Here is a 25,788-nt window from a genome sequence, read left to right on the forward strand (position 1 = left end):
TGTAAGCGATTTGCATATTCGGTAATCTCGCCTTGTTTTTGAGCGCGGGATGCGGAAGCGTGCCTGGCGGGTGCGGGGTTGGCCATTTTCGCTCGGGCGCGAATGGGGTGGTTCGTTTTTCAATTAAATAGAGAAGAATATGAGAGAACTCCGAGGTGAAATTCTGGCCGAAGGGACGGCGACTGCCGAACCGGTGAAAAAGAAAGTGGACCTGATATACAACACCACGCTCGTTTGTCCGTGGGATTGTGAAATCTGCTGCGTCGACGCGGTTCACGTGCAGAAGCGCGGGAGCGAGCTGCACATGCACTCGCGTGGTCTCGGTGTTTCGGAAGTGTTTCCGCTGGATTCCCGATATCCGAACATCTATGCGCAGGCCGCCGCGATACGGTCCGGGCGTGGCCAGGAACTGGATCTCGCCGGCAAGAAGCTGTTGATCGACAACCTGCGTGATTTCGATGCCAGAATCGACATATCCGGCGGCGATGCGCTGACGCTCCCGGAAAACCTGGAACTGTTGCGATACGCGGCGGAAAAACTGGGACGCGACAACGTCACGCTGACCGTGACCGGAGCCGGTAGCGCCAAGGTGCCGACTGCACTCATCAGTCCGCATATCAGTGAATACAACTTCACGTTCGACGCCGAGTCGCTCGCAGATGTCGCGAATCGCCCGGACGGATATGCGCTAGGCAATCTGAAGCGTGCCCGGGATTTCATCGCGGCGGGATGCAAGACGCGCGCCGAATTGCCGCTGACGACCGATATCCTGGCGGACGAGCACTTGCAGCGGCTCTATCAGGTGCTGCACGACGAAGGCGTCAGCAAGCTGCTGCTGATGCGGCTGTTTCCGGTCGGGCGCGGCGTCGTCGCGCGCAGCAAGGTGCCGACGCGCGACCAGTATCTGCGCGCGATCGACGTGCTGAAGCGGATGGAGGCGCGTCTTGGCGGTCCGGTCGTGAAGCTGCAGTGCGCAATGAAGCATCTCCTCCCGGGCAGCTACGACGCTGAACGCAATCCCTGCGATCTCGTGCACGAATCGTTCGGCATCATGCCCGACGGTACGTTGCTGTCGTCGCCGTGGGCGTACGGCCTCGACGGACAACCGCTGGGCCGCGAATGGGTCCTCGGCAACCTTGCTCAGAACACGCTTCAGGAACTGCTGTCGACCAATCTTGCGGAGCGGTACCGGCGCAATCTCGACGCAAACTTCGGCCATTGCAAGATCTTTGCATACCAGCATTCCGACAAGAGCGATCCATTCGAACGGATTTTCGACAGCTCCGATCCGCTTTACACCGACAAGCTTTCGCCGGCGGGGCGTGCGGCAAGTGAACGCATCATCCCGATCAAGGCGGTTCAGGGAGGGGCCGAGTCATGAATGCCGCGGCTTCGTCCCGAACCGTACCGGGTTCGCCGCCGCGGCTGGCGACGTCGTTCGCATCCATTCCGCTCGCGTCGCCACTCATCGTCGGCTCAGGGCCGTCGACGACGTCCGTCGGCGATATCGTCGCAGCCGAACGTGCGGGCGCGGGGGCGGTCATCACCAAATCGATCGGCGGGCATGCCGAAACGCCTTTCGAACTGGAGGACCGGCGCCGGTATTACGCGCTCCGCGGCAACAGCACGTATCTCAAGTCGACCTACCTGAAGGAAATCCTGTCGTTCGAGCGGGGGACGCGCCTCATCGAGCAGGCGAAAGCGGCATGCGGTATCCCGGTCATCGCGTCGGTATTTCAGCCGGGCGTCGACGACGGCGATTTCGCCGCGTGGCGCCGGCTGGTCGACGGCGCAGTGGGGGCGGGTGCGGATGCGGTGCAACTGGATTTCTTCTACATCAACCTGAAGAAACTGAGCGACGTCAGGATCGGCGAAGTGGTGTCCTTCATTCGCGAGTTGAGCACGGGCGTCCCCGTGCCCGTGATTCCGAAGCTGAATCTGGGCATGGATGACGATCTCGTCAGCGCGATCTGCCGGATGCCGAACCTGGCCGGGCTCATCTTCATCGATTCGTTGAACGTCTATCCGTACATCGACATCCACGATCGCGGCCGGCCGCTGTTCGACGGCGTGCTGTTCAACGAAACGACCGGCCGTTCGCACGGCGTTCTGACCGGCGAGCCGTTGCTGCCCTTCACGCTCGGCATGTTGCAAAAGCTGCGGGCGCACACGCACGTGCCGCTGTGCGCGGGCGGCGGTGTGTGGAGACGGGACGACGTCGTGCGATGCCTGATGCTCGGCGCCCGAAGCGTTCATCTGACCACGCTGCCGATGCTGCGCGGCTTCGATGCGCTACGGAAGCTGAACGAATCGCTCGTCGCATTTCTCGACGACGAAGGGTACGCGACACTTCAGGAGCTTGTCGATCTCAGTGTCGATGCGGCGGCAATCGATCGGCCGGTGCGCGTTCGTCCACGTCCGTTCGTCGACGTGCGCGCGCGTCTGATCGAGGACCGTTGCATCCACTGCGACAAGTGCGAAAGCCTGACCGTATGCGATTCGTTCAAGAGCGTGCCATACAACTTCGCCGACCACTGCGACGGCTGTTCGCTGTGCGTTTCCGTCTGCCCGACCAAGGCGCTCGTGCTGGAGCAGGCATGACCCGGCGAGCGATCGCGAGCCAGCGTCCAGCTGGTGCGTCCCAACATGAATGCGAGTGATTTCCGGATGGTTCCTTCCCGCAATGAAGTACTGCGGCCTCTGCTGACGCAGAGCTTGCCGCTCCTGATCGCGCAGTTGGCGAGCAGCGCCTACGGCATCGTCGACCTGATGCTGATCGGCCATCTGAACGGCGAACACGCGATGGCGGTGTTCGGCGTGAGCTGGAATATCTTCAATACGATTCAGATCGGCTTTACCGGCATTCTGATCGCGCTGATTCCGGCGATCTCGTCCGCGCATGGCGCCGGCAACCGGCAAGAAGTGGCGGAGACGGTGCGGCAGGGCATCTGGCTTGCGCTCGCGCTGTCGCTGCCGATCTGCCTGCTGCTGGTGTTCCCGGACCTCTTTCTGTCGCTGGCGGGGCAGCGAGGGCAGGCGACAGCGGAGATCAGGCTGTTCCTCCTGTGGCTCGCGGTCTCGGTGCCTCCAACGCTGCTGTTTCGCGTCGTGAGCGGATACGCGTCGGCGCTCCTGAAGACGCGGAAGATTCTGATGGCCAGCGTCGCCGGGCTGATCGTGAAGATTCCGCTGTCGTTCGTTCTGGTCCAGGGGGGGCTGGGCCATGCCGGTCTCGGCGTCGTCGGCTGCGCGATTTCGACGGCCGTCGTGACGTGGGTGCTGCTGGCGGTCGGGTTCGGCACGGTGCTGACGGACACCGTGCATGGCGGGCGCGAGGCGCTCACGCGCTTCTCGCGGCCCCGCGCCGCCACGCTCTCGACGCTGATGCGACAAGGGCTGCCGATCGGCGCAAGCTTTTTCTTCGACTACAGCGTGCTCACGCTGATCGGTCTCCTCGTTGCCCGAGGCGGGCAGATTCAGGCCGCGGCGCATGGTGTGGCCGCGAGCGTGTCGTACCTGTGCTACCTCGTCCCGATGTCGCTCGCGAACGTCGCGAGCGCGATGGTGGGGCAGTCGCTCGGGCGGCATGATGGCGAAGCAGCCGGTCGCGTCGGCCAGACCGCCGTCACGCTGACCCTGTCGATCAGCTTCGTCATCGGGCTCGTGCTGGTGTCGGGCGGCGACCTGATCGCGCGTCTCTATACCAGCGATGCGTCGGTGGCGGATTACGCGGCCCGACTGATCGTCGTGGTCGGCGTCTATCACCTGTTCGATGCGATATTCACCGTTTGCAGCGGCGTGCTGCGCGCGTATCGGCGCACGCTCGTGCCGACCGTGATCCTCGGCATTGCGCTGTGGGGCATCGGACTCGCGGGCGGCGCGATCGCCAACCGGTGGTCGGGCGCATCGCAGACCGCACTTGTGTTCTGGTGGGCACTCGCGGCGGCGGCGATCGTCGCGGCGGCAGGCATCTTCGAATATCAACGTCGCGTCGTCCAGGATTCGGGACGCCCGCAGGCCGCAACCTCCTGAACCCGCGCCATGACATCCGCCCACATCAAGATCGAGGAAATCACCGCAAAGTCCGTGCTGGTCAAATCCGGTCTTCCGGACACGGACCTCGTCGTCAACCCCTATGTCGGTTGCCAGTTCTCTTGTGCGTACTGCTACGCAAGCTTCATGGGACGTTTTGTCGGCGAGTCGATCGCCGACTGGGGAAAATACGTCTACGCAAAAACGAACGCGGTCGAACTGTTCGAAAAGGAACTGCGCCGCGTGCGCGCGAAGGACGGTCGGCCGACGATTTTCCTGAGTTCCGTGACCGACCCCTACCAGGGTGTCGAGAAGAAGTACCGCCTGACGCGCGGAATCGTCGAGCTGCTGGCGCGTGAGCCCTATCCGGGCAGGGTCAGCATCCTGACGAAATCGCCTCTCGTGTTGCGCGATATCGATTTGCTGCAGCGCCTGCCTGCCTGCGAGGTCGGCGTGACCATCACGACCGACGAAGATCGTCTGGGCCGCGAGCTGGAGGCATTCGCGCCGGCGGCCAGTGCCCGTCTCGAGACGCTGAGTGCGCTCAATGCCGCCAACGTCGAAACCTACGCGTTCATCGGCCCGTTGTTGCCGTACTACGCGGAGTCGCCCGACAAGCTCGAGCGGCTGGTCGAGCGCATTGCACGAACCGGCGTGCGCGAAGCCTACGTCGAACATCTCAATCCGAGCCGCTACATCGCCCAACGCATCGAACGCGAGATGGCGGAGCAGGCGCCGGCGCGTGCGGCATCGCTCCGGCGCGAGAACGCCGTGCAAGCCCGTGCGGCGCTGGAAGCCAGGGTCCTGTCCTTGCTCGAGCGGCACGGCATTCGGCTTCGGCTCGGCAGGGCCATCGTGCATTCAAGCTAGCGGGCGCGTGTGCGGGCCGTCAATACAACGATATTCACTACCTGAGAGATTTCATGAAGAGCGTCCTGATCATTGCTCCCCTGACCTTCGACGCCTGCGCGCGTTACGCGCAAGCGGCGGCGGAACTCGGCGTCGAAGCATGCTTCGCGATACCCGGCGTGTCGAATATTCCGTACGACACCTGGCAGCTCGATCGTTACCGTACCATTTGCGTCGAACGAATCGACAATGACGCGACGGCGCTGATCGAGGCGCTCGCGAGCTTCGGGCACATCGACGCGGTGGTCGCCGGCGGCGAATTCTCGGTGGCGGCCGCCGACAGCGTCGCGCGCGCGCTCGGATTGCGCTGCTCGATGGATGGCGATCCCTCCGTGCTTCGCAACAAGGCCAGGATGCGGCATGCATTCTCGCAGCACGGCGTCCCGCAACCGAGGCTGTATGGCGCCGCAAGCAGCATCGCCGAACTGCGCGAACTGATCGTCGATATCGATCGCTATCCGGTCGTGAGCAAACCGGCCGACATGGCCGGCTCCTGGTACGTCACGCTCAACCACAGCGCCGACGAGATTGAACGCAACGCAGCCGCGATCTTTGCCGACAGGGTCGCGCTGTCGACCGGCATGAGCTTCGCAGGCGAGTGCCTGCTCGAGGCGTATTTCCACGGAGACGAATACAGCGCGGAAGTCGTGGTCCAGGACGCGCGCATCGAACACCTGTTCATCACCCGCAAGTTCCTGTCCCCGCTGCCCAATTTCGACGAGATCGGGCATCTGTCAGGGCCCGCGCTGCTGGAGGGCGCGTTGCGAGCGCAGGTCGAGGATGCGGCCCGGCGCCTGCTCGATGCGGCGCGTGTACGGAATTCGATCGTGCACATCGAGTTCAAGGTTTCGCCCGACGGCACGATGGCAGTCATCGAAGCGGGCTGCCGCGTGGCCGGAGATCGTATTTCGACGCTGGTCAATCTTGCATTCGGCGTGAATCTCGAGAAAGCGATGATCGCGGTCAAGCTCGGAAGCGACCTTGCCGCGGCCCGCGCAGACGGCCATCAGCCGTCCTGCTACGGCGTTCGCTTCGCGTTTGCAGGCCAGCCTGCGGCCGACGTGCCGGGCGCGCGGGTGCTGCAGAAATCGATCGAGCCGGATCACGCGCCGATCGACGGCTTCAGCCGCACGCATCTTGTCAATCGAATCGGCCATGAGGTGCTGCAGGTGCCGTCTGCGGAGCAATTCGCCGTTGCGCTGCAGGGATGACCCGGCAAGCATGCCGGTCAGTTTCGTTATCGAATCGTGCGCGAGCGAACGCTGAATGCAACGTTCGCGGCGGATTGCCATGGTCAGGAGAAACACAATGATTGACGAGCTGTCGATGCGTGCGCTCTGTTCGTTCCTGGTGGAGGCGAAGCGACACACGTTTGCCGCCGACGCGCGTCGCATGCCGTCCAAGAGTCCTGCATCGAAAAACTATCAGTTCGAATGCGGTTCGTTCCGATACGAGGATCAGTACTTCGGCGAGATCGTCGATGTCGGCATGGAAACGGTCTGGTATGACGAGGTGCCGGTCTGGGGGATGACCTATCGCGGCGGGGTGTACCAGGAGTATGTCGATATCAAGCACGAGCTGTTCGCGTTTCTTCGGGAAGCGCTGAGAAATCCGCCGTTGGCCTTTCCGACTCGCGGTCCGGAGAATCATCAACGAGGCGCGCTGACCTATGCCAACCATACTGAAGGCGATATCAGCGCATTTCACGGGCGCGAAACCGTTCAGATGGACGGCGTATTCGTCTGCTACCGACGCTACGTGGGCGGGCTGATCTTCGGAAAGCGCAATCCGGGCATGCGTTTGCTGCACGATCTCGACGCAGCCCAACCTTGACGACGACAACGGACGCGCCGGCGCGCGGTTGCCTCGGTGCGTGCCATCCGTCCGGTTCCGCGTGCGACATGCGTCGCGCCATTCAACCCGCGATCTCCATTGAAAGGAATGCCGTGTCACAGGCCGATTCACCGCTGCTTGCCGAGATTCGAAATTCGTCGTGGTTCCGCGGTTTGCGCGGGCACCCGGTGCGAACCAGACCGCGTCTGACCGCGCGCATCGCGGAAATCGCGGCGTTGCATGCCGATGCCGTCGCGATACGCGAAGACCAGGGGACGTGCAGCTATGGCGAGCTTGTCGCGCTTGCGATCGCGCAGCGCCGTCTGCTGGAGCGCAATGGGGTGAATCCGGGCGATGTGGTGGCACTGTCCGGTCCGGTATCGATCCCGTTCGTCTCGGCGATGCTCGGGACGTGGCTGGCGGGCGCCATCGCGTTTCCGATCGACGCCGCGGCGCCGTCGCTGCGAAACCGGGCGCTGATCGCGCAAACCGGCACGCGCCACCTGTTCGCGACCGGAGGCGTAGCGGCGCAGGAATATGGGGTGCCGGTCATCGACGCATGCGACGCAGGCGCGTTCGTATCGCGCGCGTCGACCGGCGACGTCGACGCCGTCGTGAACGCGCCGCTGACCGTGCCCGACGCCTATATCTTCTGCAGTTCGGGTTCCACCGGCACGCCGAAGGCCATCCTCGGCAATCACGCCGGCCTGTCCCATTTCCTCGCGTGGCAACGCGACGCGTTCCGGATCGGACCGTCCGACCACTGTCTCGTGACGACCAATACGACCTTCGACGTCGTGTTGCGCGACATTTTTCTCGTCCTGACCGCGGGGGGATGCCTGCACGTCGCGCCGAACGACATGAGCAATCCGCTGACCACCTGCGCGGAGCGGGCGATCACCTGCCTGCACGTGACGCCCACCCGGCTGCAGGCGTGGCTGCAGGCGCGCGGCGTGGGCGAGCCACTGAGCGCGTTGCGGCATGTATTTTCCGCCGGCGAGCCGATGCCGGCCGAAGTGGCGGCGCTGCTGCACGCCACGGCGCCGAACGTCGGTCTGGTGAATCTGTACGGTCCTACCGAAACCACGCTGGCGAAGTTCTTTCATCGCGTAGACCGCCACGCGCATCGCAATCCGGTTCCTGTCGGCCGCCCGCTGGACGAGGTCAGGTTTCACGTATTGGGCGACGACTTGAAGCCGTGCATGCCCATGCAGGTAGGGGAAGTCGTCATCCAGACCCCTTATCGCTCGTCGGGATATCTCGGCGCAACCGCGGACCAGATGGCGCGTTTCGTCGATATTCCCGGCTCTGCGGACGGCGTCTATTTCACCGGAGATCTCGGATTTGTCGACGAGGCAGGCGTGCTGACGCTGTCCGGACGCAAGGACGATCAGGTGAAGATCCGCGGCGTGCTGGTGAATCCTGCCGAGATCGAAGCGTTGCTGAACGGCGTCGCCGGCATACTGCGAACCAAGGTGCTGCCGGTCGGGGACACGCAGTTGTCGCGACGGCTGGTGGCGTTTTACGTGCCGGCCGGGGATGCGCCGCCCGATGCGCACGAACTCGGCCGTCATCTCGCCGAGCGCCTGCCCCCGGCGCTCATCCCGCGGCAATTCGTCCCGGTTCGGTCGATGCCGACGACGGTGAACGGAAAGGTCGACAAGGCCCGCCTGCTCGATTCGCTGACCGGGCTTCGATCCACACGCCCGGGCAGGTCCGGAGACGATCTGGTCGCACGCGTGGCGGAATTCCTGCATGACATTGGCGTATGCGGCGGCGACGTTGACCCCGATTCGTTCCTGCATGTCGATTCGCTGGCGGCGATTGCGTTGGGTCACTTTCTCGAGCACGCCGCGCATTGCGCGGTGCCAGCGGTGACGCTGGCGCAATGCGACTCGCTGTCGGCGATCATGGCTGCAGTGAGCCTGGCCCGGCGCGAGTACGCCGATGCCGCGGCGGCCGATGCCGCGGCGGCGGATGCCGGCGACGACGCGCGCCCACGTCTCTTTGCCTTTCCGCCCTTGTCTGGTTGGGGGCTTATCTTCAAGGGACTCGAGGCGGCGCTGCCCGATTACGCGGTCACATCCTTCGATTTCATCCCGAGCGACGATCCGCCGGCGGATTACGCCGCGCGAATCGCGCGAGCGACTTCCCGGCAGCCCGTTACGCTGCTCGGCTATTCCGCAGGCGGAAACCTGGCCTACGAAGTGACGCAACGCCTGGAATCGATGGGCGTCGAAGTTCAATGCCTGGTGCTGATGGATACCGCGCCGCGCGCGCATGTCATTCGTCGCGGCGAGGACGAACTGGAGCAGTACGCGGGATCGTTTGCGGACTACCTGTTCGACATCGGCTTCCTGTCGGAACTGGCCGCGTCGTCGGCGGGTATCGTCGACGTGCGCCGGGTCGCCGAACGGAAAATCGTCCGTTACCGCAATTATCTCGACGGCGTCGTGCATGATCGGCCGATCAACGCCGACATCCTGTTGCTGAGCGCGTCGAGCGCGAGCGAAGTCGATCGGGATGCCGCGGGGATATGGCGCCGTCTCTCGACCGGCACGGTGAGCGAGCTGGACGGTCGTGGCCATCATCTGGCGATGCTCGACCGCGACAACGTCCATGAAAACGCCGCATTGATCGTCCGGGCCACCCGGAGCGCGCACGGTGCGAACATCGCGATTTCCACCGCCGGACCGGCTGCCTGACGCGACTGACGCGCGGTTCGACACGCCGGCCTGAGCGCGCCCCGCCGCGAGGTGGCGGGGCGCGCCGCCGTTCCCCGCATCCGCCCGACGCCGCGCGGTGATGATCGCGTCGCGTGCCGCCCGCGCCACATGGCGCCGCCGCCCGAAGCCGGCGCGCCGCCGAATGCCGCCATCGCCCATGTTGCGGTGCATCGCCGAGATGTCCACCGTTTCTCGGCTGTCCGCCCGATTTCCCCGGGACGCGCGCCGAACGCCCTTCTCCTTTCTCCATCAGCCCCTGCCGGCAATCGCAAGGGTGGGCGTCCGGTCCGGTTCGGGGAGGATATGGCGGAAGCAGGCGAAGTTTGTCCACCGTCAAGATGCAGTGCGGCAATTTTCCGTACAGTTCGCGCGGCAGGCTGCCGTGGTCGGCACGCGTCGCGCATTGGCGGCGCGCGGCCCGGCAGTCCTTCTCAACGACACTCAGGCAAACGAACCATGATCAGACGAATCACCGGCGGTGCGCGGGCGGCCCCCGTCATCGCGATACTCGCGGGACTGGCCGGATGCAGCGACCTTCACGTGCTCGATCCCAAGGGCGCGGTGGGCGTCGCGGAGAAATCGCTGATCGCGACGGCCACGTGGGCGATGCTGATCGTCGTCGTGCCGGTGATCCTGCTCACGCTGTTCTTCGCGTGGCGCTACCGCGCGTCGAACCGCAGCGCGACCTATGCGCCGAACTGGTCGCATTCGACGGCGATCGAGGTCGTGATCTGGACCGTGCCGACGCTGATCATCCTCTATCTCGGCATCCTCACGTGGAAGACCACGCATGAGCTCGACCCGTACAAGCCGCTCCAGTCGTCGGTCAAGCCGATCGACGTCGAAGTCGTCGCGCTCGACTGGAAGTGGCTGTTCATCTATCCGGAGCTCGGCATCGCGTCGGTGAATCAGCTCGCGATTCCGGTCGGCACGCCGGTGAATTTCCGCATCACGTCGGATTCGGTGATGAACTCGTTCTTCATCCCGCAGCTCGGCACCCAGGTCTACGCGATGGCCGGCATGCAGACGCGCCTGCACCTGATCGCCGACCAGGCGGGCAACTACGCGGGCGTGTCCTCCAACTACAGCGGCCGCGGCTTCTCCGACATGAAGTTCCGCACGCTCGCCGAGCCGCGCGAGCAGTTCGACGCGTGGGTGCAGAAGGTGAAGGCGTCGTCCGACCGCCTCGACATGACCGTGTACGGCACGGTCGCGCAGCCGAGCGAGAAGGCGCCGGTGCGCTACTTCTCGTCGGTCGATCCGAAGCTGTTTCACAACATCATCGCGAAATACAACAACGGCCACGTCCTCGATCTGAAGGACGCCGCCTGTACGACGAAGGGGTAACGCATGTTCGGCAAACTGACTCTTTCGGCGATCCCGTTCGACCAGCCCATCATCATGGGGGCGAGCGCCTTCATGGGGCTCGTCGTGCTGGGCATCGTCGTCGCGCTGACGGTCACCGGCCGGTGGAAATGGCTATGGAGCGAATGGCTGACGTCGGTCGATCACAAGAAGATCGGCGTGATGTACCTGGTCGTCGCGGTGCTGATGCTGCTGCGCGGCTTCGCGGACGCGGTCATGATGCGCCTGCAGCTCGCGCTCTCGTACAACGGCCCCGGCTACCTGCCGCCGCATCACTATGACCAGATCTTCACCGCGCACGGCGTGATCATGATCTTCTTCATGGCGATGGCGCTGCTGGTCGCGTTCTTCAACCTGATCGTGCCGCTGCAGATCGGCGCGCGCGACGTCGCGTTCCCGTTCCTGAACTCGCTCTCCTTCTGGATGACGGCGGTCGCCGCGATCCTGATGAACGTCTCGCTCGTGATCGGCGAATTCGCGCAGGTGGGCTGGCTCGCGTATCCGCCGCTCTCCGAGCTGCAGTTCAGCCCGGGCGTCGGCGTCGACTACTACCTGTGGGCGCTGCAGATCTCCGGCGTCGGCACGCTGATCACGTCGATCAACTTCTTCGTGACGATCATCAAGATGCGCGCGCCGGGCATGACGCTGATGAAGATGCCGGTGTTCACGTGGACCGCGCTGTGCTCGAACGTGCTGATCATGGCGACGTTCCCGATCCTGACGGTTGCGCTCGCGCTGCTCGGCCTCGATCGCTACCTCGACATGCACTTCTTCACGAACGATGCCGGCGGCAACGCGATGCTGTACCTGAACCTGATCTGGGCGTGGGGCCATCCGGAGGTGTACATCCTCGTGCTGCCCGCGTTCGGCATCTATTCGGAAGTCATCGCGACGTTCGCGAAGAAGCCGCTGTTCGGCTACAAGACGATGGTGTACGCGTCGTGCGCGATCATGGTGCTGGCGTTCCTCGTGTGGCTGCATCACTTCTTCACGATGGGCTCGGGCGCCGACGTCAACGCGTTCTTCGGGATCATGACGATGATCATCGCGATCCCGACCGGCGTGAAGATCTTCAACTGGCTGTTCACGATGTACCGCGGCCGCGTCGAGTTCACGGTGCCGGTGCTGTGGACGATCGGCTTCATGGTCACGTTCACGATCGGCGGGATGACCGGCGTGATGCTGGCGATTCCCGGCGCGGACTTCGTGCTGCACAACAGCCTGTTCCTGATCGCGCACTTCCATAACACGATCATCGGCGGCGTCGTGTTCGGCTATTTCGCGGGCGTCCATTTCTGGTTCCCGAAGGTGTTCGGCTTCAAGCTCGACGAGAAGCAAGGCAAGCGCGCGTTCTGGTGCTGGCTCACCGGCTTCTACGTCGCGTTCATGCCGCTTTACGTGCTCGGCTTCATGGGCATGACGCGCCGCCTGAACCACTACGACAACCCGGCGTGGCAGCCGTGGCTGATCGCCGCCGCGTGCGGCGTGGTGCTGATCGCGCTCGGCGTGGTGTTCCAGGTCGCATCGGTGTGGGTCGGCTGGCGCAACCGCGCGCAAGCGCAGTATCGCGACGTGACCGGCGACCCGTGGAACGGCCGCACGCTCGAGTGGGCGACGTCGTCGCCGCCGGCCGTCTACAACTTCGCGGTGATTCCGGACGTGCACGAACTCGACGAGCTCGCGTATCGCAAGGCGAAGGGTCTCGGGCTCGGCAAGAACGTCACGTACCAGGACATCCACATGCCGTCCAATACGAGCGCCGGCCTGTTCGTCGGGGTCTTCAGCCTGCTGCTCGGCTTCGCGCTCGTCTGGCACATCTGGTGGCTCGCGATCGCGTCGCTCGTCGGCATCGTCGCGACGGTGGTGCTGTACAGCGCGCAGGACAACGAAGGCTATTACATTCCGGCGGATACCGTCCGCAAGATCGAGGAACAACGCGCGGGCGTGCGGATGCGTGCGCCGTCGCCGGAAGCCGAACTGGAGGCGAACTGATGTCGTATCAAACTCTCACGGGCGGCGCCCGTCATCCGGCGGCGCATCATCATCCGCCGTCGCATTCGGTGTTCGGCTTCTGGCTGTACCTGATGACCGACTGCGTGATCTTCGCATCGCTGTTCGCGACCTTCGCGGTGCTCGGCAACCAGTTTGCGGGCGGCCCGACCGCGAAGGACCTGTTCGACATCCCGGGCGTCGCGCTCGAGACCGCCGCGCTGCTGCTCTCCAGCATCACGTACGGCTTCGCGATGCTCGGCGCGCAGCGCCGCCGGCGCGGCGCGGTGTTCGTCTGGCTCGCGGTGACGTTCGTGCTGGGCGTCGCGTTCCTCGCGATGGAGCTGCGCGAGTTCTCGCACCTGATCGCGGAAGGCGCGGGGCCGCAGCGCAGCGCGTTCCTGTCGGCATTCTTCGCGCTGGTCGGCACGCACGGGCTGCACGTGGCCGTCGGCCTGTTGTGGATGGTCGTGCTCGTCGTGCAGATCGCGCGCGGCCCCGGCATGACGGAACGCGACTTCCGGCGCCTCACCTGCCTGAGCCTCTTCTGGCACTTCCTCGACATCGTCTGGATCTGCGTGTTCTCCTTCGTCTATCTCGCGAGCGTGATCTAAATGGCCCATTCGGAACTCATTCACCACGATGAAGCGCACGGCACGGCCGGCGGCTACATCGTCGGTTTCGTCCTGTCGGTGCTGCTCACGGCCGCGTCGTTCGGCCTCGTGATGGGCGGCGTGCTGGCGCCGAAGGCGGCGATCATCGCGCTCGCGGTGCTCGCGTTCGCGCAGATCCTCGTGCACCTCGTGTGCTTCCTGCACATGAACACGTCGTCGAGCCAGCGCTGGAACGTGATGGCGTTCAGCTACACGGTGCTCACCGCGCTGATCCTCATCGTCGGGACGCTGTGGGTGATGCACAACGTCAGCATGAACATGATGTCGCGGTAACCGGCATTCCGTTCACGCATTCGCGCCGTGTCCTTGCACGGCTGGTTTTCTTTCGGGGGCGCGCGGTCTGCGCGCCTTTCTGCATCATGGTCAATAACGATTCCCAGACTCCCGTTCGCGCCGACGCGCCGATGCCGCATCGCAAGGTCATCCGCTCGTGGCTCGTGCCGTTCGCCGCGCGCGAGATCGTGCGCCCGATCATCCTGCTCGTGCTCGACTACCTGCTGCTGTTCGCGGCGTTCGCGGGCGCGCTCCTGATCCCGTCGATCGTCGGCAAGGTCGTCTGCGGGATGGCGGCCGGCTTCATCACCGGGCGGCTTTTCATCATCGGGCACGATGCGTGCCACCAGAGCCTGACGCCCAACCGCCGGCTGAACCGCTGGCTCGGCCGCATCGCGTTCCTGCCGTCGCTGACGCCGTACAGCCTGTGGGAAGTCGGCCACAACGTCGTGCACCACGGCTACACGAACCTGAAGGGCTTCGATTTCGTGTGGGCGCCGCATACGCCGGCCGAATACGCGGCGCTGTCGCCGACGCGCCGGCTGCTGGACCGCATCTATCGAAGCGGCTGGGCGCCGGGGCTCTACTATTTCGTCGAGATCTGGTGGCTGCGGATGTATTTCCCGACCAAGCGCTATATCGGCGCGTCGCGGCCCGTGTTCAGCCGCGACTGCCTGCTGGTGACCGGCTTCGCGGCCGTGTGGATCGCCGCCGTCGTGTGGGTCGCGCTGGCGACGCAGCAGCCCGTCGCGCTGCTGCTCGCGACCGGCGTGCTCGTGCCGTTCCTGTTCTGGTGCTCGATGATCGGGTTCGTCGTCTACGTTCACCATACCGATCCGCGCATCGCGTGGCATGCGAACCGGGCCGAATGGTCGAACGCCGCGCCGTTCGTGTCGACCACGCTGCACCTGACGTTCCCGTTCGGCATCGGCGGCCTGCTGCACCACATCATGGAGCACACGGCCCACCACGTCGACATGAGCGTGCCGCTGTACCGGCTCAAGCCGGCGCAGGCGAAGCTGGAGGACATGCTGCCCGGGCGCATCGTCGTGCAGCGCTTCAGCTGGCGCTGGTATTTCGACACGGCCCGCCGCTGCAAGCTCTACGACACCGACCGCAAGCTCTGGACCGACTACGTCGGCAACCTGACGAGCGAGCCGGCGCAGGAGCCGCTGCCGCCGGCCGCCGTGCCGGAGCCGGCGGACGCGGCGGCCGGCGCGCGCCCTCACGCCGTGTCGTAATCCACGTAGCCGGTCTCGCGGCAGAAGCTGACGAGCCGCAAGCCGGCCTGCCGCGCAATCGCGATCGCGAGCGACGACGGCGCGGAGATCGTCGCGACCATCGGAATGCCGACACGCGCCGCCTTGCGCACCAGCTCGTAGCTCGCGCGGCTCGACAGGAACACGAAGCCGTCGGTCGCGTCGGTGCGCGCGAGCACCAGCGAGCCGATCAGCTTGTCGAGCGCGTTGTGGCGGCCGACATCCTCGAACGCCATCCGGATCGCGCCTGTTGCGTCGCACCACGCGGCCGCGTGCAGGCCGCCTGTCAGCCGCGTCAGCGCCTGATGGGCCGGCAGTTCGCCGGCGGCGCGCGCGAGCGCATCGGGCGCGAGGCGCGCGAGAAAGCCGGTATCGGGCACGCGTTCCGGCGCCAGGTCGAGCAGGTCGATGCTCTCGATCCCGCAGACGCCGCAGCCGGTGCGCCCGGCGAGCGCGCGGCGCTTGTCCTTCAGCGCGGCGAACGCCTGCTGCACGACTTCCAGGTGAACTTCGGCGTGCGGCAGCGGTGCATCGGCGTGCAGGATCACCTCGATGTCCTTGATGTCGCTGCCGCGCGCGACGATCCCTTCCGAAATCGCGAAGCCGACCGCGAACGCCTCGAGGTCGCGCGGCGTGCACATCATCACCGCGTGCGAAATGCCGTTGAAGACGAGCGCGACCGGCCACTCCTGGCCGACGTGGTCGAGCGCCGTTTCGGCGGCGCCGCCGCGCGTGCGGCGCACGGACAGCTCGATCGCGCCGCGTGGCTCGGCGGATTCGGTCGGATTCACTGAGACTCCCGTTCGGTTGACTGGCGCGGGGCCGGACGATCGCGTCCGCCGTTCGTGCGCAGAGGTTCTAAAATACCTCAGGCAGGCCGGCCGCGCCGGCATCCGCCACTTCGGGTAATGCCATGGGACTTAGCGACGTACCGTTGCTTTTCAATTTCGAACGCGATTCATCGGAAAATTTCACGTACATCCCGATGATCGTGCGCTTCAATCTCGACCGCTTCGGCTTGCGGATCTCGCTCGAGCAGTGGCAATTGCTGCCGCTCGAGGACCGCAAGCTGCTCGCCCGCTTTCCGGCGGACGACGATACCGCGATCGAGCCCAATTTCGACCACGCGCTGTTCGAGATGCTGCGCACGCACGCCGATCTCGAGCCGAGCTGGTTCCAGCCGGACGAGCAGCCGGCCTGGCGCGGCACCGAGCGGGTGCCGGACGCGCTGGTGCAGCAGAGCGCGCTGGCGGGACTGCCGGCGCCGGACGTCGTGCAATGGCAGCGGCTCGCGCCGTTCCAGCGCTACGTGCTGGTGAAGCTGTCCCGCAAGCCGAAGCTGAACCACGATTTTCTGCCGGCGATGCGGGAGTTCGGGCTGACGACCGCGCACTGACGCGGCGACCGAGGCGTGTCATGCCGCGCCGGCGCGCGGCACGCTCATTCGAGCGGCGGCAGCGGTCGCGGCTTGCGGTCCGGGCCGGTCGCGACGTAGGTGAGCGTCGCTTCGGTCACCTTCACGATTTCGCCCGCGAGGCGCATGCGCTGCGCATAGACCACGACGTCGACCGTGACCGACGTGTTGCCGGTGCGCGTGACGGTCGCATAGAAGCTCAGCAGGTCGCCGACGAACACCGGCTGCTTGAACACGAACGAATTGACCGCGACGGTCGCGACCCGGCCGTTCGCGCGCTGGCTCGCGGGGATCGAGCCGGCGATGTCGACCTGCGACATGATCCAGCCGCCGAACACGTCGCCGTGGACATTGGCGTCGGACGGCTGCGGGACGACGCGCAACGCGGGCTGGTGTTGCGGGAGGGCGAGCGGGGAGTCGGTCATGGCGATGCTTTCATCCTGTAATAAAACGCACCGGCCCGCGCGCGCGGCCGGCGAGACCGCCGACAGCGGCGCGAACCGGCTTCTGCGACAATACAACGTTCGCAAATTGTACGAGAAAGCGGGCGAGCCGGCGGCCGACGAGCACGGCCCGCACTGCCGAGCTCCCCGTCCCCCATGCGCCGATTTCCCGCTTCCGGCGAGCCCGCGCCGCTTCACACCGGGCCCCGCAACGACTGGCAGACCATCCGTTCGCTGCTGCCGTACCTGACGACCTACAAGTGGCGCGTCGCGCTCGCGCTCGGCTGCCTGATCGGCGCGAAGGTCGCGAACCTCGGCGTGCCGGTCGTGATGAAACGCATCGTCGACCATCTCGCCGCGGTGCAGCAGCTGACCGCGCTCGGCCGCGCCGAACAGTCGGCCGGGATCGTGCTCGCGGGCGGCGTCGGGCTGCTCGTCGTCGCGTATGCGCTCGTGCGGCTGTCGACGTCGCTGTTCACCGAGCTGCGCGAAATCCTGTTCTCGAAAGTGACCGAAAGCGCGGTGCGGCGGCTCGCGCTGCAGGTGTTCCGGCATCTGCACGGGCTGTCGCTGCGGTTTCACCTCGAACGCCAGACGGGCGGCATGTCGCGCGACATCGAACGCGGCACGCGCGGCATCCAGCAGCTCATTTCGTATTCGCTGTACAGCATCCTGCCGACGCTCGTCGAGGTCGGCCTCGTGCTCGGCTTCCTCGTCGTCAAGTACGACGCGTACTACGCGTACGTGACGTTCGCCGCGCTGGTCGCGTACATCGTGTTCACCGTGAAGGTCACCAACTGGCGCACGCATTTCCGCCGCACGATGAACGAGCTCGACTCGCGCGCGAATTCTCGCGCGATCGATTCGCTGATCAACTACGAGACGGTCAAGTATTTCGGCAACGAGGCATGGGAAGCGCAGCGCTACGACGAGAACCTGAAGCGCTACCGCAAGGCCGCGATCCGTTCGCAGAACTCGCTGTCGCTGCTCAACTTCGGCCAGCAGGCGATCATCGGCACCGGGCTCGTGTTCATCCTGTGGCGCGCGACGCAGGGCGTGCTCGCCGGCAAGCTGACGCTCGGCGATCTCGTGCTGATCAACACGTTCATGCTGCAGCTGTACATTCCGCTGAACTTCCTCGGGGTCGTCTACCGCGAGCTGAAGCAGAGCCTCACCGACATGGACCGGATGTTCGGGCTGCTGGCCGCGGCGAAGGAGGTTGCGGACGCGCCCGATGCGGCGCCGCTCGCGGTGGCCGGCGCGCAGGTGCGCTTCGAGCACGTGAGCTTCGCGTACGAGCCGGCGCGGCCGATCCTGCACGACGTGACGTTTACGATCGACGCCGGCACGACGACCGCGGTGGTCGGCCACAGCGGCTCGGGCAAGTCGACGCTGTCGCGCCTGCTGTTCCGCTTCTACGATCTCGACCGGCAGGCGGGCGGCGCGATCCGCATCGACGGGCAGGACATCCGCGACGTCACGCAGGATTCGCTGCGCGCGTCGATCGGCATCGTGCCGCAGGACACCGTGCTGTTCAACGATTCGATCTACTACAACATCGCGTACGGCCGGCCGACCGCGACCCGCGACGAGGTGATCGCGGCCGCGCGCGCCGCGCACATCCACGACTTCGTCGAAAGCCTGCCGAAGGGCTATGACACGCCGGTCGGCGAGCGCGGGCTCAAGCTGTCGGGCGGCGAGAAGCAGCGCGTCGCGATCGCGCGCACGCTGCTGAAGAGCCCGCCGATCCTGCTGTTCGACGAGGCGACGTCGGCGCTCGACTCGCGTTCGGAGCGCGCGATCCAGCACGAGCTCGAGCAGATCGCGCGGCATCGCACGACGCTCGTGATCGCGCACCGGCTGTCGACGGTCGTGCACGCGCAGCAGATCCTCGTGATGGATCACGGGCGGATCGTCGAGCGCGGCACGCACGACGAGCTGGTGCGCGCGGACGGGCTGTATGCGCAGATGTGGGCGCTGCAGCAGCAGCGCGCGGCGGCGGGCGGGGAGGAGGCCGAGGAGGTCTGAGCGGCTCGGGCGGCATGGGCGGCGCAATGGCCCCGCCCGGCCCGTTCGCGGTCAGCGCGCGCCGCGCAGCCGCATGTCGAGCGCGCCGAGCTGCGCGGGCGTGCCGACGTTTTCCCAGATCCCTTCGTACAGCTCGCCGCTCGCGCGGCCGGCCTCGATCGCCGCGCGGTAGTACGGCGTCAGCGCGCGCCGCGTGCCGGGCGCGAGGTCGGCGAACATCCGCGTGTCGTACAGGCCGATGTTGCCGAACGTGAAACGCCGGGCGCCGTCGAGCGACAGCCGGCCGTCGGTGTCGAGCGCGAAATCGCCCGCCGGATGAAACGGCGGGTTCGGCACCATCACCAGATGCATCGCGGGCGTGTCGAGCGCGGCCATCTGCGCCGCGCGCACGGTGAGCGTGCGGTAGTCGAATTCGCAGAACACGTCGCCGCTGACCGCGACGAACACCGTCGGCCGGGCGTCACGTTCGAGCAGCGGCAGCGCCTGCGCGATGCCGCCAGCGGTTTCGAGCGCGTCGCTCTCGGCCGAGTACGCGAGCCGCACGCCCCAGCGCGAACCGTCGCCGAGCGCGGCTTCGATCTGCGCGCCGAGCCACGCGTGATTGATCACGATCGATTCGATGCCCGCCTGCGCGAGCCGCTCGATCTGCCAGACGATCAGCGGCTTGCCGCCCGCCTCGAGCAGCGGTTTCGGGCAGGTGTCGGTGAGCGGGCGCATCCGTTCGCCGCGCCCGGCGGCGAAGATCATCGCCGTGGTGAGGGATGGGCTCATCTTCAGAACGTATAGCCGACGTCGGGGGTGGCGCCTTCGAGCTCGTCGAGCAGCTTCGCGAACGGTGCGAGCGGGCGGTAGCGCAGCGCGACCTTGCGCGCGTATGCCAGGAAGCGCGGCAGGTCGGCGAGGTACTGCGGCTTGCCGTCGCGATAGTTGAGGCGCGCGAACAGGCCGAGGATCTTGATGTGCCGCTGCAGGCCGATCCATTCGAGCTGGCGGTAGAACTCGCCGAAGTCCGGATCGACCGGCAGGCCGGCCTTCTTCGCCTTCTCCCAGTAATACGCGAAGCAGTCGAGCTCGAATTCCTCGTCCCAGCTGATGAACGCGTCGCGCAGCAGCGACACGACGTCGTAGGTCAGCGGCCCAACGACCGCGTCCTGGAAGTCGAGCACGCCGGGATTCGGCTCGCAGACCATCAGGTTGCGCGGCATGAAATCGCGCAGCATGAAACCCTGCGGCTGCGCGCGGGCGCTCGCGATCAGCAGCGCGAAGGTGCGCTCGAGCGTGCCGCGCATCGCGTCGGTGACCGTCTTGTCGAGGTGCCGGCCGACGTACCACTCGGGCATCAGTTCCATTTCGCGGCGCAGGAACGCGTCGTCGAACGCCGGCAGCACGCCGGGCGCGGAGCTCAGCTGGAAGCGGATCAGCGCGTCGAGCGCGGCGCGCATCAGCGGCCGCGCGGCGAGCGGCGCGGCCGGGTCGAGCACCGAGAGGTACGACGTCCGGCCGAGGTCCGTCACGAGCATGAAGCCGTCGTCGAAATCGTGCTCGAGCACCTGCGGCGCGTGAACGCCCGCGGCGGCGAGCATCTGCGCGACCTGGACGAACTCGCGGCACTTCTCGGGCGGCGGCGCGTCGACGGCGATCAGCGAGCCGCCGGGGCTCGCGGACGACGCGACGCGGAAGTAGCGGCGAAAGCCCGCGTCCGTGGATGCGGGCGCGAGGGTGGCGAGATCGAGGGCGTGGCGCGCGGCGAGCGGGTGCAGCCAGGCGGTGAGCGCGTCGAGGCGGGAATCGTCGGATGGGGGCGTCATGAAACTCGGAGGAGGGGGGAACGTCTTGCCATATAATACCCCACGACTTTTTTGACGCGCCCCGCGTCAGCATCCGCCGTGCAGGCCTGCTGCCTGTCGCGCCGTTCGCCCGATCGCCTCCCCTGGTTTGCGCTCAGCCGCAGTCACGGTTCGATTGCGCGGGCCGCGATGCGCGGCCGTACGGGTTGACGAGGGGCGATTCGCCAAACGATAGATGCCGCCCAAACCGCTATTCCCGATTGTTTCCCCCGGTGACGGGGCGCCGCGCAAACGGCGGCTCGCGCTCGCGCTCCTGGCCGTGCCGGGCCTCGTGCCGGCGGTGTCGCACGCGCAGCTGACGGGCGCGGCCGCGCAGCCGCAGCCGCTCGATTCGCCGTGGGATCTGCGTCTCGCGCCCCAGCTCGAGGATCATCCGTTGAAGGAAGGGGCGAAGCCTGCCACCTTCGTGATCGCCGACCACACGAGCGGCACGGCCGACCAGGACCTCGCCGCGAAAGGCTCGGCCGAGCTGCGCCGCGGCAATGCGGCCGTGAAGGCCGACGCGCTCCACTACGATCAGGATACCGACATGGCCGATGCGTACGGCCAGGTCAAGGTGGTCAACGGCGGCACGTCGTTCGCCGGCCCCGAGGCGCACGTGAAGGTCGAGTCGAACCAGGGCTTCATGACCGCGCCGAAGTACCACTTCAACGCGACGGGCGGGTCGGGCAGCGCGGAGCGCGTCGACATGCTCGACGCCGAGCGCTCGGTGTTCGTCAACGGCACCTACACCGCGTGCCAGTGCGCGGCGCATCCCGCGTGGTACATCAAGGGCAGCCGGTTCGACTTCGACACCGGCGCCGACGAGGGCACGGCCCGCAACAGCGTGCTGTTCTTCCAGGGCGTGCCGATCTTCGCGAGCCCGTGGATGACGTTCCCGCTGTCGGGCGACCGGCGCAGCGGCCTGCTGCCGCCGACGTTCACGTCGAGCTCGGACAACGGGTTCGAGCTGTCGCTGCCGTACTACTTCAACATCGCGCCGAACCGCGACCTGACGCTCACGCCGCGGATTCTCGCGAAGCGCGGGGTGCAGACGCAGGCGACGTTCCGCTATCTGTCGACGAGCTATTCGGGCGTGTTCACCGGCGAGTTCCTGCCGGACGACCGGCTCGCGCACCGCAACCGCTACGCGATCTTCTGGCAGCACCAGCAGAACTTCGGCAGCGGCTTCGGCGGCTACGTCTACTACAACAAGGTCTCGGACAACCAGTATCCCGAAAACCTCGGGTCGGGCTCGAACCAGTTCGTCAACGGCACGCAGATGCTGTACCAGCAGGAGGCCGGCCTGACGTACAACAACGGCCCGTGGTCGGTGCTCGCGCGCTACCAGCACTGGCAGACGCTGCCGCCGTCGATTTCGCCGTACAGCCGCGAGCCGCAGTTGAACGTGAAGTACGCGAAGTACAACGTCGGCGGCTTCGACTTCGGCGCGGAAGCCGACTATTCGCGCTTTCGCATCACGACGGCCGACGCGACCCAGGGCGACCGGATCGTCTTCAACCCGTACATCGCGTACGGGGTCTACGGCCCGGGCTATTTCGCGGTGCCGAAGGTCCAGTACCACTTCGCGTCGTACGACCTGGGCTACCTGTCGACGAGCACGCCGAACAATCCGAAGCGCTTCACCGAATCGATCCCGACCGTGAGCTTCGACACGGGCCTGATCTTCGACCGCTCGGTGCGCCTGTTCGGCCAGGATTTCATCCAGACGCTGGAGCCGCGCCTCTACTACGTGTACACGCCGTACCGCAACCAGTCGAGCGCGCCGCTGTTCGACACCGCGGAATCGGACTTCGGCCTCGCCGAGATCTACCAGCCGAACACGTTCGTCGGCAACGACCGGGTTGCCGACGCGAACCGCCTGACGGCCGGGCTGACGTCGCGCTTCATCGATCCGCGCACCGGCGACGAGCGCGCGCGCTTCGTGGTCGCGCAGCAGTACTATTTCGCCGACCAGCGCGTGACGCTCACCCCGACGCAGGCGGCCGCGCAGGCGCGGCACTCGGACCTGATCGCGGGCGCCGCGATCAAGCTGGGCGCCGGCTTCGCGTCGGAAACGGCGTTCCAGTACAACCAGAACAACAACCAGCTCACGAAGTCGAGCATCGGTTTCGCGTACAGCCCCGAGGTGCGCAAGGTGATCAACGTCGGCTACCGCTACACGCGGGCGACCGCGACGCTGGACGGCCGGCCGATCAACCAGTTCCTGGTGTCCGGGCAGTGGCCGCTGACCCGTCGCCTGTACGCGGTCGGCCGCTTCAACTACGACTTCGCCGGCAAGCGGATGATCGACAGCGTGGTCGGCTTACAATACGACGCGGATTGCTGGGCGCTCGGGGTCGGTATCCAGCGGTTCACGAACGGCGTGGATTCGTCGTTGCAGCAGCGGAATACGTCGTCGCGGATCATGGCGCAGCTCACGCTCAAGGGGCTGTCGACCATCGACAACGGCCTCGTGAGCGCGTTCCGCGCCGGGGTGCAGGGCTATACGCCGCTGCCGCCCGCGCCGCCGCCGCTGTCCCGCTTCAGCAATTACGACTAACGCCGGGGCGCCCGCAAGCGGCCGAAGGCGCCGGCGCCGGACCAGCACGATTTCAATGGAGTATCAGTGGCAATGAAGAAAACCCTTCGCTTCGCGGCAGTCGTCTCCAGCCTCGCCGCGTCCGCCGCGCTGCTCGTCGCCGCGCCGGCTGCGGCGCAGGCGCTCGGCTCGCATGGCGCACAGCTCACCGACGAAGTCGTCGCGGTCGTCAACAACGACGTGATCACGGGCCGTGAGCTCGACCAGCGCGTCGGCCTGATCTCGCGCCGCCTGAAGCAGCAGAACGCGCCGGTGCCGCCGCTCGACCAGATGCGCGCGCAGGTGCTGAACCAGATGGTGCTCGAACGCATCCAGGTGCAGAAGGCCAAGGACGACGGGATCCGGATCGACGACGCAGCCGTGCAGTCGACGCTGCAGCGACTCGCGCAGGCGAACGGCATGACGCTCGACCAGTATCGTGCGCGAATCGAGGCGCAAGGCGTGCCGTGGAGCGTCTTCACGGGCGACGCGCGCACCGAGCTGATGCTGTCGAAGCTGCGCGAGCGCGAGGTCGACAGCAAGATCACCGTGTCGGACGCCGAGGTCGCGAGCTACATCGCGAGCCAGCGCGGGCCGAGCGCGTCGCAGCAGCAGGACCTGCGCTTCCAGCACATCTTCGTGAAAGCGCCGACCAGTGCGCCGCAGGCCGACATCGAGGCCGCGCAGAAGAAGGCCGACGCGCTGCTGAAGCAGGCGCAGTCGGGCGCGGATTTCGAGCGCCTCGCGAAGAACAATTCGGAAGCGAACGACGCGAAGAAGGGCGGCGACCTCGGCTTCAAGTCCCCCGGCTCGCTGCCGGCCGACGTCGTCGCGGCCGCGTCGCAGCTGCGCCCGGGCCAGGTCAACCCGGCGCTGATCCGCGTGCCGGACGGCTTCGAGATCGTGCGTCTCGTCGACCGCCGCCAGAGCCAGGGCGCGTCGGCCGCCGCGCCGAAGATCGTGCAGACGCACGTGCGCCATATCCTGCTGCGCGTCGGCGAAGGCAAGTCCGAAGGCCAGGCGCGCCAGCAACTGATCGACATCCGCAAGCAGGTCGAGGCCGGCGGCGATTTCGCGAAGTTCGCGCGCACCTATTCGCAGGACGGCTCGGCGTCGCAGGGCGGCGACCTGGGCTGGATCAGCCCGGGCGAGACGGTGCCCGAGTTCGAGCGCGCGATGAACAACCTGCAGGACGGCCAGGTCAGCATCCCGGTGCGCACCGAGTACGGCTACCACCTGATCGAGGTGCTCGAACGCCGCGAATCGGAAGGCTCGGTGCAGCAGCAGATGGACATCGCGCGCCAGGCGATCGGCCAGCGCAAGGCCGAACAGGCGTATGCCGACTGGCTGCGCGAGCTGCGCGATTCGTCGTACGTGCAGTTCAAGCTCGGCGACTTCGGCGCGGCGAACTGAGCGAGCCGCCGATGACGACGCCCGCGCTGCATATCGCGATCACGACCGGCGAGCCCGCGGGCGTCGGTCCGGAGCTGACCGCGCAGGCGCTGCGCGACGCCGGCGAGCGCTGGCCCGACGCGCGCTTCACGGTGCTCGGCGACGCGGCGCTGGTCGCCGCGCGCGCCGCGGCGGTCGGCGTGGACTGGGCGGCGCTCGTCGCGGCGGGGCAGGTTGCCGTCGCGCACCGCCCGCTCGCCGCGCCCGCGCGCGCGGGCGAGCTGGATGCGGCCAACGGCCGCTACGTGCTTGCGCTGCTCGACGCGGCGATCGACGGCGCGCTCGCGCGCGAATACGACGCGATCGTCACCGCGCCGCTGCAGAAAAGCACGATCAACGATGCCGGCGTTCCGTTCACCGGCCACACCGAATACCTGGCGGAGCGCACCGGCACGCCGCGCGTCGTGATGATGCTGGCGGGCACGGGCGACAAGCCGCTGCGCGTCGCGCTCGCGACGACGCACCTGCCGTTGAAGGACGTGTCCGCCGCGCTGACGATCGACGGGCTGGTCGAGACGCTGACGATCGTCGACCACGACCTGCGGCGCGACTTCGGTCTCGCCGCGCCGCGCATCCTCGTCACGGGGCTCAACCCGCACGCGGGCGAGAACGGCTATCTCGGCCGCGAAGAGATCGACGTGATCGAGCCCGCGCTCGCGCGCGTGAAGGCGCAGGGCATCGACGCGCGCGGCCCGTATCCGGCCGACACGCTGTTCCAGCCGCGCTACCTCGCCGATGCGGACTGCGTGCTCGCGATGTTTCACGACCAGGGCCTGCCGGTGCTCAAGTACGCGACGTTCGGCGAGGGGATCAACGTCACGCTCGGCCTGCCGATCGTCCGCACGTCGGTCGATCACGGCACGGCGCTCGACCTCGCCGGCACCGGCCGTGCCGATCCGGGCAGCATGATCGCCGCGCTCGATACCGCCGTCACGATGGCGCGTCACCGCCGCGCAGCCCGGCCTGACGCAGCCTGACCTCATT

21 protein-coding genes are annotated in these 25,788 nt (G+C 66.5%); 17 read left to right on the forward strand and 4 right to left on the reverse strand.

The genetic code is table 11. From position 1 onward, the window contains the following. Positions 1-139: 139 nt before the first annotated feature. The 12 genes from HWX31_RS13455 to HWX31_RS13510 all read left to right on the forward strand — a co-directional run bounded on the left by HWX31_RS13455 (position 140) and on the right by HWX31_RS13510 (position 15,042). Positions 140-1,381, forward strand: a complete 1,242-nt coding sequence (locus HWX31_RS13455) for a radical SAM/SPASM domain-containing protein (protein ID WP_155122893.1) — start codon at positions 140-142, stop codon at positions 1,379-1,381. Beyond that, entirely contained in the window at positions 1,378-2,601 is a 1,224-nt protein-coding gene (locus HWX31_RS13460) for a 4Fe-4S binding protein (protein ID WP_174964597.1), read from the forward strand. The genes HWX31_RS13455 and HWX31_RS13460 overlap by 4 nt, the downstream gene beginning before the upstream one ends. A 114-nt stretch (positions 2,602-2,715) precedes the next feature. Beyond that, positions 2,716-4,032, forward strand: a complete 1,317-nt coding sequence (locus HWX31_RS13465) for an MATE family efflux transporter (RefSeq protein ID WP_059737047.1) — start codon at positions 2,716-2,718, stop codon at positions 4,030-4,032. Between the two features lie 9 nt (positions 4,033-4,041). Then, entirely contained in the window at positions 4,042-4,902 is an 861-nt protein-coding gene (locus HWX31_RS13470; protein WP_059652659.1) for an SPL family radical SAM protein, read from the forward strand. 305 nt (positions 4,903-5,207) lie between these two features. After that, positions 5,208-6,152, forward strand: coding sequence for an ATP-grasp domain-containing protein (locus HWX31_RS13475; RefSeq protein WP_174964596.1), 945 nt, complete (start codon positions 5,208-5,210; stop codon positions 6,150-6,152). A 97-nt stretch (positions 6,153-6,249) separates the two neighbouring features. Next, entirely contained in the window at positions 6,250-6,774 is a 525-nt protein-coding gene (locus tag HWX31_RS13480) for a DUF5680 domain-containing protein (RefSeq protein WP_059652653.1), read from the forward strand. Between the two features lie 68 nt (positions 6,775-6,842). Further along, the gene (locus tag HWX31_RS13485) at positions 6,843-9,479 is read left to right on the forward strand and encodes an AMP-binding protein (RefSeq protein ID WP_174964595.1); all 2,637 of its coding nucleotides are present in this window, start codon (positions 6,843-6,845) and stop codon (positions 9,477-9,479) included. A 477-nt stretch (positions 9,480-9,956) separates the two neighbouring features. Beyond that, positions 9,957-10,847: a ubiquinol oxidase subunit II gene (gene cyoA, locus HWX31_RS13490; RefSeq protein WP_174964594.1), complete on the forward strand. Its 891-nt coding sequence runs from the start codon at positions 9,957-9,959 to the stop codon at positions 10,845-10,847. Positions 10,848-10,850: 3 nt separating this feature from the next. After that, positions 10,851-12,857, forward strand: coding sequence for a cytochrome o ubiquinol oxidase subunit I (cyoB, locus tag HWX31_RS13495; protein WP_174964593.1), 2,007 nt, complete (start codon positions 10,851-10,853; stop codon positions 12,855-12,857). After that, entirely contained in the window at positions 12,857-13,468 is a 612-nt protein-coding gene (cyoC, locus tag HWX31_RS13500) for a cytochrome o ubiquinol oxidase subunit III (protein ID WP_059615425.1), read from the forward strand. Before cyoB ends, cyoC begins: the two co-directional genes overlap by 1 nt. Then, positions 13,469-13,801, forward strand: a complete 333-nt coding sequence (gene cyoD, locus HWX31_RS13505) for a cytochrome o ubiquinol oxidase subunit IV (protein WP_042586271.1) — start codon at positions 13,469-13,471, stop codon at positions 13,799-13,801. It abuts the gene before it with no gap. Positions 13,802-13,887: 86 nt separating this feature from the next. Further along, the gene (locus HWX31_RS13510) at positions 13,888-15,042 is read left to right on the forward strand and encodes a fatty acid desaturase (RefSeq protein ID WP_059713903.1); all 1,155 of its coding nucleotides are present in this window, start codon (positions 13,888-13,890) and stop codon (positions 15,040-15,042) included. Here the strand turns inward: HWX31_RS13510 and fdhD are convergent. Then, positions 15,027-15,851 carry a formate dehydrogenase accessory sulfurtransferase FdhD gene (gene fdhD / locus HWX31_RS13515; protein WP_174964592.1) on the reverse strand — a complete coding sequence of 275 codons (825 nt, stop codon included), beginning with the start codon at positions 15,849-15,851 and terminating at the stop codon, positions 15,027-15,029. The genes HWX31_RS13510 and fdhD overlap by 16 nt on opposite strands. Before the next feature lie 122 nt (positions 15,852-15,973). Between fdhD and HWX31_RS13520 the strand changes: the two genes are divergently transcribed. Then, positions 15,974-16,456 carry a nitrate reductase associated protein gene (locus HWX31_RS13520; protein WP_059636495.1) on the forward strand — a complete coding sequence of 161 codons (483 nt, stop codon included), beginning with the start codon at positions 15,974-15,976 and terminating at the stop codon, positions 16,454-16,456. Between the two features lie 44 nt (positions 16,457-16,500). On the opposite strand, the gene HWX31_RS13525 is transcribed toward HWX31_RS13520, so the two are convergent. Further along, on the reverse strand, positions 16,501-16,899 hold the full coding sequence (locus HWX31_RS13525) for an acyl-CoA thioesterase (protein WP_059612076.1): 399 nt from the start codon (positions 16,897-16,899) through the stop codon (positions 16,501-16,503). 174 nt (positions 16,900-17,073) lie between these two features. Here HWX31_RS13525 and HWX31_RS13530 point away from each other — a divergent pair, with 174 nt between their 5' ends. Beyond that, positions 17,074-18,945 carry an ABCB family ABC transporter ATP-binding protein/permease gene (locus HWX31_RS13530; RefSeq protein ID WP_174964591.1) on the forward strand — a complete coding sequence of 624 codons (1,872 nt, stop codon included), beginning with the start codon at positions 17,074-17,076 and terminating at the stop codon, positions 18,943-18,945. 51 nt (positions 18,946-18,996) lie between these two features. On the opposite strand, the gene murU is transcribed toward HWX31_RS13530, so the two are convergent. Together murU and HWX31_RS13540 are read right to left on the reverse strand one after the other, a co-directional pair. Further along, positions 18,997-19,716: an N-acetylmuramate alpha-1-phosphate uridylyltransferase MurU gene (gene murU / locus HWX31_RS13535; RefSeq protein ID WP_174964590.1), complete on the reverse strand. Its 720-nt coding sequence runs from the start codon at positions 19,714-19,716 to the stop codon at positions 18,997-18,999. A gap of 2 nt (positions 19,717-19,718) precedes the next feature. After that, positions 19,719-20,753: an aminoglycoside phosphotransferase family protein gene (locus HWX31_RS13540; protein ID WP_174964589.1), complete on the reverse strand. Its 1,035-nt coding sequence runs from the start codon at positions 20,751-20,753 to the stop codon at positions 19,719-19,721. Between the two features lie 214 nt (positions 20,754-20,967). Here HWX31_RS13540 and HWX31_RS13545 point away from each other — a divergent pair, with 214 nt between their 5' ends. The 3 genes from HWX31_RS13545 to pdxA all read left to right on the forward strand — a co-directional run bounded on the left by HWX31_RS13545 (position 20,968) and on the right by pdxA (position 25,781). Further along, positions 20,968-23,334, forward strand: a complete 2,367-nt coding sequence (locus HWX31_RS13545; protein ID WP_174964588.1) for an LPS-assembly protein LptD — start codon at positions 20,968-20,970, stop codon at positions 23,332-23,334. A gap of 72 nt (positions 23,335-23,406) precedes the next feature. Next, positions 23,407-24,765 carry a peptidylprolyl isomerase gene (locus HWX31_RS13550; protein ID WP_174964587.1) on the forward strand — a complete coding sequence of 453 codons (1,359 nt, stop codon included), beginning with the start codon at positions 23,407-23,409 and terminating at the stop codon, positions 24,763-24,765. 11 nt (positions 24,766-24,776) lie between these two features. After that, positions 24,777-25,781, forward strand: a complete 1,005-nt coding sequence (gene pdxA / locus HWX31_RS13555; protein ID WP_045567215.1) for a 4-hydroxythreonine-4-phosphate dehydrogenase PdxA — start codon at positions 24,777-24,779, stop codon at positions 25,779-25,781. The last annotated feature ends 7 nt before the right edge of the window (positions 25,782-25,788 follow it).

It is taken from the genome of Burkholderia ubonensis, from assembly GCF_902833085.1.
In the GTDB taxonomy this organism is placed as follows: Bacteria; Pseudomonadota; Gammaproteobacteria; order Burkholderiales; family Burkholderiaceae; genus Burkholderia; species Burkholderia ubonensis.